The sequence below is a fragment of the Streptomyces lunaelactis genome (genome assembly GCF_003054555.1).
Taxonomy (GTDB): domain Bacteria; phylum Actinomycetota; class Actinomycetes; order Streptomycetales; family Streptomycetaceae; genus Streptomyces; species Streptomyces lunaelactis.
The window spans coordinates 5,529,470-5,542,259 of record NZ_CP026304.1; the positions used below are offsets into that span (position 1 = coordinate 5,529,470).

A 12,790-nucleotide genomic window follows, 5' to 3' on the forward strand; every position below is an offset into this window, starting at 1 on the left:
ATCACTCGCCCGAGAGCAGCGCGACCGGGTCCAGGGTGTTCTCGCCCTTGGTCCAGTTGCACGGGCACAGCTCGTCGGTCTGCAGGGCGTCGAGCACCCGCAGGACCTCCTTGGGGTTACGGCCGACGGAGCCGGCGGTCACCATGGTGAACTGGATCTCGTTGTTCGGGTCGACGATGAAGACGGCGCGCTGCGCGAAGCCGTCCTCGCCCTCGATGCCCAGGTCGCGCATCAGCTCGTGCTTGGAGTCGGCCAGCATCGGGAAGGGCAGGTCACGCAGGTCGGCGTGGTCCTTGCGCCAGGCGTGGTGGACGAACTCGGAGTCGCCGGAGAAGCCGAGGATCTGGGCGTCACGATCGGCGAACTCGTCGTTCAGCTTGCCGAAGGCGGCGATCTCGGTGGGGCAGACGAAGGTGAAGTCCTTGGGCCACGCGAAGACGACCTTCCACTTGCCCTCGTAGGACTTGTGGTTGATCTCCGCGAACTCCTTGCCGCTCTCCAGCGAGACACAGGCAGTCAGTTCGAAGGTGGGGAACTGGTCACCGACAGTGAGCACTCGGTCTCCTTGTACAGAGGAATTCCCTTGTGGGGTCTTCCAGGGGGTTGGACGGAGCTCGATCCTGGCACGGAGTGCATTGATCACAGAAATAGCTAGACTCGGTCATCGCGATCGGAGGTGCCTATCAGTGGCCATCAGTAATGTCGTCAATGCCGTCCATCCCGGACAGCGGGCAGGCGGACGGGGCAAGCAGCCCAGCCTCGCCCAGCTGCGCGCCTTCGCCGCCGTCGCCGAGCATCTGCACTTCCGGGACGCGGCAGCCGCGATCGGGATGAGTCAGCCCGCGCTCTCCGGGGCCGTATCGGCCCTGGAGGAGGCACTCGGTGTCCAGCTGCTGGAGCGCACGACCCGCAAGGTGCTGCTCTCCCCGGCCGGTGAGCGGCTCGCGGTCCGGGCCAAGGCGGTGCTGGACGCGGTCGGCGAGCTGCTGGAGGAGGCCGAGGCGGTACGCGCCCCGTTCACCGGGGTGCTCCGGCTCGGTGTGATCCCGACCGTCGCCCCCTATCTGCTGCCGACCGTGCTGCGGCTGGTGCACGAGACGTACCCCGCGCTCGATCTCCAGGTCCACGAGGAGCAGACGTCCTCGCTGGTGGAGGGACTGGCGGGCGGAAGGCTCGATCTGCTGCTGCTCGCCGTGCCGCTCGGGATGCCCGGCGTGAGCGAGCTGCCGCTGTTCGACGAGGACTTCGTCCTGGTCACGCCCGAGGACCACTGGCTGGGCGGGCGCCAGGACATTCCGCGCGAGGCGCTGCGGGAACTGCATCTGCTGCTGCTCGACGAGGGCCACTGCCTGCGCGACCAGGCCCTCGACATCTGCCGGGAGGCCGGGCGTACCGAGGGTGCCGCGGTGTCCACGACCGCCGCCGGTCTCTCCACCCTGGTGCAGCTGGTCGCGGGCGGGCTCGGGGTGACGCTGCTGCCGCGTACGGCGGTCGACGTGGAGACGGGCCGGGGCGGCGGGCTGCAGACGGCGTACTTCGCCGAGCCGGCCCCCGCACGCCGGATCGCCCTGGCGATGCGCGCGGGGGCGGCACGCCAGGGCGAGTTCGGGGAGTTCGCGCAGGCGCTGCGGGTCGCGATGCGGGCGCTGCCGGTGCGGGTGCTCGGCTGACGGCTCCGTACGACAGCTCCCTGCGACTACTCCGTACGCAGGCCCTCCGGGCGCATCATGCGCCACAGCGGCGGCAGGCTGAGCACCGTCACCAGCAGGATCACCGCGGCTCCCACGCCGGCCATGGGCACGAAGACCCACCAGTCGGTCACCTGCTTGGCGGTCAGCTCGAGCATCGCTGCGCCGAGGCCGAGTCCGCCCGCGACGGCCACGGCAGTGCCGAGCACGACGGGCACCGCGGTCTGCCACAGCACCGACCAGGCGAGCGTGGCCCGGCGGGTGCCGAAGGCGACCAGCACCGACAGCAGGCGCCTGCGCTCCCGCAGCTGCTCGATCTGCGAGACGAGCATCGAGGCGGCGATCAGCGCCATCGTCGCGGTCGCGCCGATCAGCAGACCCTTCTGCACGCTCGCGTACTGGCTGTCCCGCTCGATCCTCTGGAGCGACCGGACGCGCATGGTGGGATCGATACGGGCAGCGGTGTTGCGTACGTACTCACGGGCCTCCGGCACGCTCTCATCGACCTGGACCATGGCCTGGGTGTCGGCGTTGGGGAGTCTGTCCGCGTCGACCGCGCCCGGCGTGGCGAAGATGCCGTAGTGCTCCGTGCCGGTCGGGTCGGGGCGGGCCGTGACTGTGCGAGCGTCCTTGGGCAGCGTCCAGAGCGCGGGCTTCGAACCGTCGTACGCGGAGTCCGAGTTGAGGTTCACCGGCTTGCCCTTGCGGGCGGTCCGGTCGATCCAGTCGTTCTGCTCGCGGTCGCTCCTGGTGTGGACGACGAAGGTGTCGCCGTCGGCGCAGGACGAGATCCGCGCCAGTTCGCGCAGGGTCGCGCAGTCGCCGACCGTCAGCGTGGTGGTGGGCTGGATGTCGGAGGCGGCCACCGGCTCCGGGCTGTGCACATAGCTCTCGACCGTGCCGATGACACTCCGTACGCCCTTGGTGTCCCGGAACTGCTTGATCATCCGGTTGGCCAGCTCACCGCTGGGGAAGTTGGCCGAGATGTTGAGCTGAGCCCGCTGCGGGTCCTGGCCCGTCGTCTTGTTGAAGTCGTCGTGGATGCCGGCGAAGAGCATCTGCAGGGCGATCGCGCCGGCCACGGCGACCGTGATGCCGGTCACCGCACGGGTCGCCGCGCCGCTGCTCAACTGGATCCTGCGGGTGGCCAGTTGCCAGGGCACCGGGCCGCCGCGCAACCGGCGTACGACCGCCTCGACCACCCAGGGCAGCAGCGCCGCCAGACCGACCAGCACGAGCACCGCGCCGCCCGCGATGGGCCAGGGGTTGACCGCATCGGTTTTGCCGTCGACGGTGCCGGTCCTCAGCAGGAGGGTGAGACCGGCCGCAGGCATCAGCAGCCGCCACCACAGGCGGCGGGCGCGGGGCGTGGCGTCGCGTACGACGCCGAGCGGCTCGATCGCCACGGAACGCAGCGCGAGAAGCGTGACGAGGACCGCGGAGGCCGGCACGGCCAGCAGGATCAGCAGACCGAGCGCGGGCACCGGGACGACATCGGCGGGGAAGGCGCTCAGGCCCCAGAGCCGTACGGAACCGGCGAACTCGCGGGCCACGGCGAAGACGCCGATGCCGACGACCAGCCCGAGCACCGAGCCGAACAGGGCCTCGCCGGCGGCGATGCGCCGGGTCGTCCGGGTGTCCGCGCCGACCAGGCGCAGCGCGGCGAGCCGGCGGTCGCGTCGGTCGCCGCCGAAGCGGACGGCGGTGGCGATGAAGATGGCCACCGGCACCAGCAGGACGACACAGATGAGGACGATCAGGACGATGAGGACGGGGTCCATCGGCCGCGCCGCCTCGGAGTAGCCGTAGGCGTCCGTCCTGTGGCCACCGTTGCCGGTGGTGAGCGTCGAACTGCCGGCGTAGAAGCGGAGTTCGCCCGGATCGAGCAGGCCGGCGTCGCCGATGGCGCCGACCGTGCGGTAGGCGAGGCGCTCCTTGAGGAGTCTGCCCCCGGGGGAGTCGAGCAGCGCGCCCAGGGCCGGCGAGACGAGCATCTCGCCGGGCCCGGGGAGGCCGGTCACGCCGGGCGGCAGCGGCGGGTGCGCGCCGTCCGGGCGCAGCAGTTCGCCGTTGACCGTCTCCGTGCGGAACTCGGTGCCCCCGTCCGCCCGCACCAGGGTCCTCTCGGAGCGCTCGACCGTCTTGTCGGTCATCTGGCCGGCCGGTGTGCGCGCGGCGCCGCGCTGCTCGCGGCTGTCCATGAGCTCCGGCACGGAGGAGGCGATGAGGAGCAGCGCCACGCCGAGCCCGACGCCGACGGCGGTCAGCGCGGTGCGGGCCCGGCCCTCGCGGCCGCCGGAGGCGCCGAAGCGTATGCCGAGACCGAGGTCGCGCAGCCGGACGCCGATGCCGCGGGGCTGCGGGGCGGGGCTCGTCGCCGTGTCCCGCCGGTCGAGGAGCGTCATACGGCGTGCTCCAGGTCGCGGGACCTTCCATCGCGTACGACGATCTCGCGGTCGGAGTAGGCGGCGACCCGCGGCTCGTGCGTGACCAGCACAACGGCGGCGTTCGCGGAACGGGCGGCGTCGGTGAGCAGCTCCATGACCCGCTCGCCGTTGAGGGAGTCCAGGGCGCCGGTCGGCTCGTCGGCGAAGATCACCCGCGGTGAGGTGACCAGCGCACGGGCGACGGCGACGCGCTGCCCCTGCCCGCCGGAGACCTCGCCGGGCCGCTTGTGCCCGACATCGGCGACCTCGAGGCGCTCCATCCACTCCAGGGCGGTGCGCTCGGCGGACTTGCGTTTGGCGCCGTTGAGCCGGAGCGGCAGGGCCACGTTCTCCGTACAGCTCAACTCCGGTACGAGCTGCCCGAACTGGAACACGAACCCGAACTCGGTACGGCGCAGGCTGCTGCGCTCCGCGTCCGACAGCTCGGTGAGCTCGCGCCCGCCGTACGTGATCGATCCGGCGTCGGGACGCACGATCCCGGCGAGGCAGTGCAGCAGGGTCGACTTGCCGGAGCCGGAGGGCCCCATGACGGCGACGACCTCGCCGGGGTGGATGGAGAAGGAGGCGCCGTCGAGGGCGGGAGTCGTCCCGTACGCCTTGTGGACGTTGTCGGCGACGAGGAGGGAGCCTGCGGGGGTCACGTGCGTACCTCCGTGGCGAGCTGGTCGAGCCGGGTGGCGGTCAGTTCCAGCCAGCGCAGATCGGCTTCCAGGTGGAAGAGGGCGTGATCGCAGATGAGCTGGTCGGCGAGGTCGCCGCGGCGCTTGCGGTCGGTGAGGATCCGCATCAGCCGCAGATGCTCGGCGCGCTGTGTATCGAGCAGATCAGCGGCACTGCGCCCGGTCAGCAGGGCGAGGACGACCTTGGTGTAGAGGGTCGACTGAAGATACGGCTCGGGCCTCTCGGGCTGCGCGAGCCACTGGGCGACATCGGTGATCCCGGCGTCGGTGATGGCGTACCGCTTACGTTCGGGCCCGCCGCCGGCTTCTATGCCGTCGACCTCGACGAGGCCATTCTTGAGGAGCCGGGACATGGTCGAGTAGACCTGCCCGTAGTGGAGCGGCCGGTCGTGGCCGAACTTCTCGTCGAAGGCGCGCTTGAGGTCGTAGCCGTGGCGCGGGCCGGACTCGAGGAGTCCGAGCAGGGTGTGACCGATGGACATGCGCGGCACTCTACACGGTGTGTATACCCGGTGTGTATACCTGGCGCGTATATCGATGTTTTCAGCCCGTCCGGCGATTGGGGACACGGCCGAAGGCCGTACGGGGGGCTGGGGGCTCGCCCCCAGGACTACCCCGCCTCCGGTGGCTTCGGCGGGCGGCCCCGCCGTGGGATCGGGCGGGCACCCCCCGGCAGCCGGCCCGCTTCGGCCAGGGCCCGCCGGAGGATGAACTCGATCTGCGCGTTCGCGCTGCGCAGCTCGTCCGACGCCCACCGCGCCAGCGCCTCGTACACCGCCGGGTCCAGCCGCAGCAGCACCTGCTTCCGCTCGGCCGGCGTCACTGGTGCAGCGTGCCCGTGTTGAGTACCGGCTGCGGTGCGGGCATCTCCGGCAGGTCGTCCACGGTTGTTGTGCTGGTGGCAGCCATGGTCGCTCCCCGTTTCCGCGGCCGGCGGCAGCCGCCGGCCATCTAGCAAAGTGATAACACTTTAGCTTTCATCGCAACCCTCCGCGCCTCTCGTGAGTCGGTTCCAGCAGACAGGGTGCTGATTGTCACGTCCGGAAAAGACCGGATCGATGGCCCTTTGTCTGTACGAGCGGTGTTAGCTTTCTGAGCTGATCAGGCTCAGCCAGGGCTGATTCCGGGTCGATTCCAGGTCGATTCCGGCGAGCAACGACAGAAAACGACGAGCGGAGCAACGAAGCGATGGGCCGAGCGGAAGCGCGACAGGCCCGGCAGCGCGGGGCGCGCCGGGCGAAGAAAGCCAAGCCCACCGGCATACGGCGCTTCTTCACCTGGAGGAAGCTGCTCGGCACCTTCTTCGGCCTCTGCCTGCTGGCGATGGGCGCGTTCTTCGTCGTCTATCTGCTCGTCCCGGTGCCCTCGGCGAACGCCCAGGCCGAGATGCAGAGCAACGTCTACAAGTACAAGGACGGCAAGATCCTCACCCGCACCGGCGCGGTCAACCGCGAGATCGTCGGTCTGGAGAAGATCCCCAAGGACGTCCAGAACACGTTCGTCGCCGCCGAGAACAAGACCTTCTTCAAGGACTCCGGAATCGACCTCAAGGGCACTGCCCGAGGCCTGCTGAACACCGTCACCGGCAAGGGCAAGCAGGGTGGCTCGACGATCACCCAGCAGTACGTCAAGAACTACTACCTGAACCAGGACCAGACGGTCACCCGCAAGCTCAAAGAGCTGGTGATCTCGCTCAAGGTGGACCAGAAGAAGGAAAAGAGCGAGATCCTCGCCGGGTACATCAACACCAGCTACTACGGCCGCGGCGCGTACGGCATCCAGGCCGCGGCCCAGGCGTACTACGGCGTCGACGCCTCCAAGCTGAACGTCGCCCAGGGCGCGTACCTCGCCGCCCTGCTGCAGGCCCCCAGTCAGTACGACTACACGGTCGCATCGGACACCGGCAGGAAGCTGGTCACCGAGCGCTGGAACTACGTGCTCGACAACATGGTCGAGGAGGGCTGGCTCGACTCCGGCAAGCGCGCGGGCCTGAAGTTCATCGCGCCGAAGGCGCCGAAGGCCGCCCCCGGGATGGAGGGCCAGACCGGTTATCTCGTCGAGGCGGCCAACGCCGAGCTGGAGCGCCAGGGCATCGGCGAGGACGAGATCAAGGCCGGCGGCTGGACGATCACCCTCAACATCGACGAGAAGCGCCAGAAGGCGCTGGTCAAGGCGGTCGACAAGCAGCTCGAGGAGAAGCTCGAGCGCAAGGGCGACAAGGCGGACGCGACCGTGCAGGCGGGTGCGACCTCGGTCGACCCGGAGACCGGCCATGTCGTCGCGCTCTACGGCGGCATCGGCGCCACCGAGCACTGGCTCTCCAACGCCACCCGCCGCGACTACCAGCCCGCCTCGACCTTCAAGCCCGTCGTCCTCGCCTCGGCCCTGGAGAACGGGTCCGTGACCCAGGACGACGAGACGATCGGCCTCAACACCAAGTACGACGGCACCAGCAAGCGGCCCGTGGAGGGCAGCGACACCCCCTTCGCGCCGGAGAACGAGGACGACCGCGACTACGGGACGGTCAGCGTCCAGCGGGCGACGAACAGCTCGATCAACTCCGTCTTCGCGCAGATGATCGTGGATGTCGGCCCGGACAAGGTGAAGGAGACCGCGCTCGGCCTCGGTATGAAGGACGGCAAGGGCTGGCCCGAGCAGCCCGCCATGTCACTCGGCACGATGGGCGCCTCCACCTGGGACATGGCCGCGGTGTACGCGAGCCTCGCCGACCACGGCAAGCAGGTCACGCCGTCGATCGTGAAGTCCGCCGAGCACCAGAGCCGTACGGCCGAGGCGACGAAGTCGATCGGCGACCAGGCCATCAGCCGTGAGGCGGCGGACACCACGACCTCGGCCCTGACGGGCGTCGTCAGGAGCGGCTCGGGCGTGAACGCGGCCGGCGACTACGAGGCGGCGGGCAAGACCGGCACCTCGGAGAACAACCGCTCGGCCTGGTTCGTGGGCTACACCCCCAAGCTCGTCACCGCCGTCGCCCTGTTCGGCGAGGACCCCAAGGGTGGGCAGGTCACGCTGACCGACACGGTCAACCCGGGCCGCGCCAACGGTGGTGGCGTCCCGGCCAGGATCTGGAAGCAGTACACCGCCGGCGCACTCGGCAGCGGCGACCAGTCCGCCGAGTTCGACCTGGAGGTCGGTGAGATCGCGACCGAGGCCCCGGACCCGACGCCGACTCAAACCCCGACCGAGACGCCCACGAGCACCCCGACGCGGAAGCCCGACAAGCCGACCAGGACGCCGACACACAAGCCCACCCGCACCCCGACGGACGACCCGACGCAGACACCGACGAACACTCCGTCGGATCCGACCAACACGCCGACGGACCCGGCCGACGGTGACCCCGGTGGCAACGAAGGCGATCCGGGCGACCGCCTGCCCAAGCCCTGACCCTCGGCGCTCGACAGCGTGACTGTGCCCGCGGCACCCGGTTTCCGGGTCCGCGGGCACAGTCGTATGCCGGGATGAGCCGCCTCAGCCGCCGTTCACCTTGTTGGCGATACGGTCGCCCAGTTCCTTGTCGATATTGCGCCAGTACTGCAGCGCCCGGTCCAGGACCGGCGGGGTGACACCACCGAGCAGATGCCCGCTGACGTTGGACACCAGCCGCTCACGAGCGGCGTCGTCCAGCACCTGGCGGACCATGGTGCCCGGCTGGCCCCAGTCGTCGTCCTCGCGGTGCAGCGTGTACGCCTCGCGCACCATCTCGCCCGCGGCCGCCCAGCCCGCCGGCTCGCCGAAGGCAGGCACATCGGCCGCCGGACCGCCGTAGGAGTTCGGGGCGTAGGGGCGCGCCGTGTTGGCGGGCTCGTACCGCATCGGTCCGTCCTTCGCGTACGAATTCACCTGCGAGCGCGCCCTGTTGGGCGGCAGCTGCGTGTAGTTCGGACCGATCCGGTAGCGGTGGGTGTCGGGGTACGAGAAGAGCCGGCCGAGCAGCATCTTGTCCGGCGACGGGCCGATGCCCGGTACCAGGTTCGAGGGCTCGAAGGCGGCCTGCTCGATGTGGATGAAGTAGTCCTCCGGGTTCTTGTTCAGGGTCATGCGCCCGACCTCGATCAGGGGGTAGTCGCCGTGCGGCCACACCTTGGTCAGGTCGAAGGGGTTGAAGCGGTAGTCCGCCGCGTCGGCGAACGACATGATCTGGACGTTCATGGTCCAGCTCGGCGCGTTCCCGGAGGCGATCGAGTCGTACAGATCCCGGCGGTGGACATCGCCGTCCTTGCCGGCCAGCTCGTCCGCCTCCGCCTGCGTGAGGAAGTCGACGCCCTGGTCGGTCTTCATGTGGTACTTCACCCAGAACTTCTCGCCCGCGCCGTTGACCCACAGATAGGTGTGCGAGCTGTAGCCGTTCATGAAGCGGTACGACTTCGGGATGCCGCGGTCGCCCATGAGCCACGTCACCATGTGCGCGGACTCGGGGGACAGCGTCCAGAAGTCCCACTGCATGTCGTTGTCGCGCAGCCCGCTGTCGGGGCGGCGCTTCTGCGAGCGGATGAAGTCCTGGAACTTCTGCGGATCACGGACGAAGAAGACCGGTGTGTTGTTGCCGACCAGGTCGTAATTGCCGTGCTCCGTATAGAACTTGAGCGCGAAGCCGCGCGGGTCGCGCCAGGTGTCGGGTGAACCCTGCTCTCCGGCGACCGTGGAGAAACGGGCCAGCATGTCGGTGCGCCTGCCCGGCTGGAAGAGGTCGGCCTTGGTGAACTGGCTGACGTCATTGGTTACTTCGAAGGTGCCGTACGCCCCCGCGCCCTTCGCGTGGACCACCCTCTCGGGGACCCGTTCGCGGTTGAACTGGGCCATCTTCTCGATGAGGTAGTGGTCCTGGAGAAGGATCGGGCCGTCGGAGCTGATGGTGAGCGAATGCTCGTCGCTCTCCACCGGGATGCCGGCGTTATTGGTCGTGTAGGGAGCCTTCGGGGATGACTCGGTCACGAGCGTCCTCCCGTCGATAGTGGGATTTGTGGTCGCTTCGGCCGCGTGCCCCAGTCAACCCCTCCGACATCCCGTCGGCAACACTTGGACAGAGTCCAGATCTGGCCCGAGTACGAGCTGCCCCGCTACGGGCCGGTGGGCAGCTCGAACCAGACCACCTTGCCGGTCGACAGACGGGTGGCTCCCCACCGTCTGGCCAGCCGGTTCACCAGGAAGAGCCCGCGTCCTCCCTCGTCCGTGTCCCGCGCCCGCCGCTGCCGCGGCAGCTGCGGAGAGTCGTCGCCGACCTCGCAGCGCAGTACGTCCGTACGCAGCAGCCGCAGGGTCACGGGGCGCTCGGCGTACCGCACGGCATTGGTCACGACCTCGCTGACCAGCAGCTCCACCGAGTCACTGAGCTCCTCCAGGCCCCAGCGGGCGAGCGCCCGGCGGGCGAGGCGGCGGGCCCTTCCGGGAGCCGCGTCCTCGGGCTCCAGGAACCAGTAGGCGACATCGCTCGGCGCGATCCCGTCGAAGCGGGCCGCGAGCAGCGCGATGTCATCGTCCCGGTCGCCCGGGCCGAGCACGTCCAGCACGTCGTCGCAGAGCGCCTCCAGCGGCGGCGAGTGGTCGGGACCGGTGAGCTGGGCGGTGGCGGCGAGCCGCTCCCGCAGCTGCTCGATGCCCGTCCACACGTCGCGCAGCCGGGACTCGACCAGACCGTCGGTGTACAGCAGCAGGGTCGCGCCGGCCGGGGCGTCCAGCTCGACGGCCTCGAAGTCGACCCCGCCGACGCCGATGGGCGCGCCGGGGGGTACGCGCAGCACCTCGGCCCGCCCGCCCAGGTGCAGCAGGATGGGCGGCGGGTGGCCCGCGTTGGCGATGGTGATGCGGTGCGCGACGGGGTCGTACACGGCGTACAGGCAGGTCGCCATCCGGTCGGTGCCGAGCCGCTGGGCCTGCTCGTCCAGATGGTGCAGGACCTCCTGCGGCGGCAGATCGAGCCCGGCCAGGGTCTGCGCCGTGGTGCGCAGCTGGCCCATGATCGCGGCGGAGGTCATGGAGTGCCCCATGACATCGCCCACGACGAGGGCCACCCGGCTGCCCGGCAGCGGGATCGCGTCGTACCAGTCGCCGCCGACGCGGGCGGTCTCGGCGGCCGGCAGATAGCGGGACGCCAGCCGTACGCCGGTGGGCTGCGGGAGCGAGTCGGGCAGCATCGTGCGCTGCAGCTCGTCGGCGATGTACGCCTCGCGGCCGTAGAGCACGGCCTTGTCGATGCCGAGCGCGGTGTGCGTCGCCAACTGCGCGGCCACCAGCAGGTCGTTGGGCTCGAAGGCGGGCCGGTCGGGCCGGCGGAGGAAGACGGCCGCGCCGATCACACGCCGCCTGCCACGGAGCGGGGCGAGTATCGCGCGATGTCCGTTCGGGACGACGCGGTCGGCGCCGAGGAGCTCGGGCAGGGCCTGCCGGGCGGCCGCGGAGTCGCCGAATACGGGCCGCACCCCGCGCAACACCTCGGAGAGCGCACCACCGGACCGCACCTCGCACAGCTCGGCGGCCGGGGCGAGATCGTTCTGCGGGTCGAGGACCGTGATGGGTACCCCGGTGCCGAGATCGGCGTCCTCACCGGTTAAACGCAGCCGGTCGGTGCGGCGCAGCCGCAGTACGAACGGCGAGACGGGCCGCTCGTCGCCCACCGGCAGAGGATCGCGGAGATAGACGAGGATCGCGTCGGAGAAGGTCGGCACGGTGGCCCGGCACAGCCCGAGGACGATCTCGTCCAGATCGATGCCGCGCGCGATCCGCCGGGTGGCGGCCCCCACGAAACGCAGCCGGTCCCCCTCGCGCCGCGCGGTCCCGGCGAGATCCTGCACCGGCGGCCCGGCCTGCGGCCCGGCCGGCGCGGGCACACCCGCTGGCCCGCCCGCCTGCGACCGCGGCCGGGTGCGTTCCTGCGGCCGGGCAGCCAAGGGCTGCCGGCCTTCGTGGGAGGTGGGCTGCTCCGTCACGCTTGGGATTCCGTCCGTCCGGGCCGGTTGTGCGATGCAATCGCCTCGTGAGGCGGTATACCCGCTCTGCGGGCGTCGCCGACAGGGTGGCAGGCATCCCGCACAGCTCCACCCCCTTGCGATGACTTACGGTCAGGCCGTGCGCTGCGCTCAATGGTTGCTCAAGCCTGATGGATGCTCAAACGGCGCAGCCTTGCGGACGACGATCCTACGTTTGCCCCCTGGGGGCGCATCAAGAGTCTCACGAGGTCGTATGCGCCGGAGCGCGTTCCCGGACCGGAATCAGTCACTTCGCGAGGGGCAGTGGATTGAGCTCTCCCAGCGTCCTGGGGAGGCGGCTCTCCTCGAGACAGCCCATGTCCGTGGCGAGTTTCACAGCGACGGAGTACATGAGTCGGACGATGGCTTCAGGAGCCTGCTCCTCCCGGCCGCTCCGCGCCAGCCTGAAGCTCATCATGTCCACCCCCAGCACCGTGTCCTCATTCTCTCCGGCGCCCTTGGGACAGTGGAACTCCAGCCGACCCGAAAGGGAGGAGGCGCTGGCGTACGGGTAACGCGTTGTTTTCTTCCCGGCGCCGGAGACGTCGTACACCGACCAGTGGTCGTCACTCGCCCAGTCCTGGTCGCCCGGCCTCAATTCCACCCAGCGTGCCGAGAGCTGGATGCTTCCGCTGGTGTGCTCGTCCTCGGCCTGTGCGGCGCACAGATACGCGCGCGTCTTCGGCTTCCCGGTCCGCGGCGACGCCTTCAGCTCGGCGGCCGCCGCGGCGACCGTCACGACGTCCTCCGAACCCACCTCGTCGATCTCGCTGTAGGTCGACGAGGAGGTCAGCCCCTCCAGGGCGTCGCCAGCCGCGGTATTCAGCACACCGCCGCAGATCGCCGTAGCCGGTAGCGCCTGCGGCGGTGACGGGGTGTCCTCTGTGCCCTCGGACGAGCCGGAGCAGGCGCTCAGCGCCAGCGCCAGTGCGACGGAGGGTAGCGAGCGCCGGTACTGACGCATGGGGAAAGGCATCCGGACCACCTTG

At 70.0% G+C, this 12,790-nt stretch carries 10 protein-coding genes; 2 read left to right on the top strand and 8 right to left on the bottom strand.

Annotation, left to right across the window (positions count from 1 at the left end; translation table 11 throughout):
• Nucleotide 1: 1 nt before the first annotated feature.
• Nucleotides 2–556 (bottom strand): peroxiredoxin, encoded by a 555-nt coding sequence (locus SLUN_RS25665; protein ID WP_108152090.1) that lies wholly within the window; start codon nucleotides 554–556, stop codon nucleotides 2–4.
• A 136-nt stretch (nucleotides 557–692) separates the two neighbouring features.
• Here SLUN_RS25665 and SLUN_RS25670 point away from each other — a divergent pair, with 136 nt between their 5' ends.
• Entirely contained in the window at nucleotides 693–1,670 is a 978-nt protein-coding gene (locus tag SLUN_RS25670; protein ID WP_108154935.1) for a hydrogen peroxide-inducible genes activator, read from the top strand.
• A 26-nt stretch (nucleotides 1,671–1,696) separates the two neighbouring features.
• Here the strand turns inward: SLUN_RS25670 and SLUN_RS25675 are convergent, their stop codons facing one another.
• From SLUN_RS25675 to SLUN_RS25690, 4 genes are all read right to left on the bottom strand, one after another.
• Entirely contained in the window at nucleotides 1,697–4,093 is a 2,397-nt protein-coding gene (locus SLUN_RS25675; protein WP_108152092.1) for an FtsX-like permease family protein, read from the bottom strand.
• A complete protein-coding gene (locus SLUN_RS25680; RefSeq protein WP_108152094.1) occupies nucleotides 4,090–4,776 on the bottom strand; it encodes an ABC transporter ATP-binding protein in 687 nt (228 codons plus the stop codon). The genes SLUN_RS25675 and SLUN_RS25680 overlap by 4 nt, the downstream gene beginning before the upstream one ends.
• A complete protein-coding gene (locus SLUN_RS25685) occupies nucleotides 4,773–5,297 on the bottom strand; it encodes a PadR family transcriptional regulator (RefSeq protein WP_108152096.1) in 525 nt (174 codons plus the stop codon). The genes SLUN_RS25680 and SLUN_RS25685 overlap by 4 nt, the downstream gene beginning before the upstream one ends.
• A gap of 128 nt (nucleotides 5,298–5,425) precedes the next feature.
• Nucleotides 5,426–5,638: a type II toxin-antitoxin system antitoxin gene (locus SLUN_RS25690; protein WP_108152098.1), complete on the bottom strand. Its 213-nt coding sequence runs from the start codon at nucleotides 5,636–5,638 to the stop codon at nucleotides 5,426–5,428.
• Between the two features lie 365 nt (nucleotides 5,639–6,003).
• Here SLUN_RS25690 and SLUN_RS25695 point away from each other — a divergent pair, with 365 nt between their 5' ends.
• Nucleotides 6,004–8,223 carry a transglycosylase domain-containing protein gene (locus SLUN_RS25695; protein ID WP_108152100.1) on the top strand — a complete coding sequence of 740 codons (2,220 nt, stop codon included), beginning with the start codon at nucleotides 6,004–6,006 and terminating at the stop codon, nucleotides 8,221–8,223.
• 84 nt (nucleotides 8,224–8,307) lie between these two features.
• Here SLUN_RS25695 and SLUN_RS25700 read toward each other — a convergent pair whose 3' ends face one another.
• The 3 genes from SLUN_RS25700 to SLUN_RS25710 all read right to left on the bottom strand — a co-directional run bounded on the left by SLUN_RS25700 (nucleotide 8,308) and on the right by SLUN_RS25710 (nucleotide 12,777).
• Complete coding sequence (locus SLUN_RS25700; RefSeq protein ID WP_108152101.1) at nucleotides 8,308–9,771, bottom strand: catalase; 1,464 nt, start codon at nucleotides 9,769–9,771, stop codon at nucleotides 8,308–8,310.
• A gap of 125 nt (nucleotides 9,772–9,896) precedes the next feature.
• Nucleotides 9,897–11,762 (bottom strand): SpoIIE family protein phosphatase, encoded by a 1,866-nt coding sequence (locus tag SLUN_RS25705; protein WP_108152103.1) that lies wholly within the window; start codon nucleotides 11,760–11,762, stop codon nucleotides 9,897–9,899.
• A gap of 286 nt (nucleotides 11,763–12,048) precedes the next feature.
• Nucleotides 12,049–12,777 (bottom strand): hypothetical protein, encoded by a 729-nt coding sequence (locus SLUN_RS25710; protein ID WP_159100324.1) that lies wholly within the window; start codon nucleotides 12,775–12,777, stop codon nucleotides 12,049–12,051.
• Nucleotides 12,778–12,790 lie beyond the last annotated feature (13 nt).

Bases quoted from the DNA above. Each gene is read 5' to 3' on its own strand.
- SLUN_RS25675 (WP_108152092.1), bottom strand. From the start codon at position 4,093: ATGACGCTCCTCGACCGGCGGGACACGGCGACGAGCCCCGCCCCGCAG.
- SLUN_RS25685 (WP_108152096.1), bottom strand. From the start codon at position 5,297: ATGTCCATCGGTCACACCCTGCTCGGACTCCTCGAGTCCGGCCCGCGC.
- SLUN_RS25695 (WP_108152100.1), top strand. From the start codon at position 6,004: ATGGGCCGAGCGGAAGCGCGACAGGCCCGGCAGCGCGGGGCGCGCCGG.
- SLUN_RS25710 (WP_159100324.1), bottom strand. From the start codon at position 12,777: ATGCCTTTCCCCATGCGTCAGTACCGGCGCTCGCTACCCTCCGTCGCA.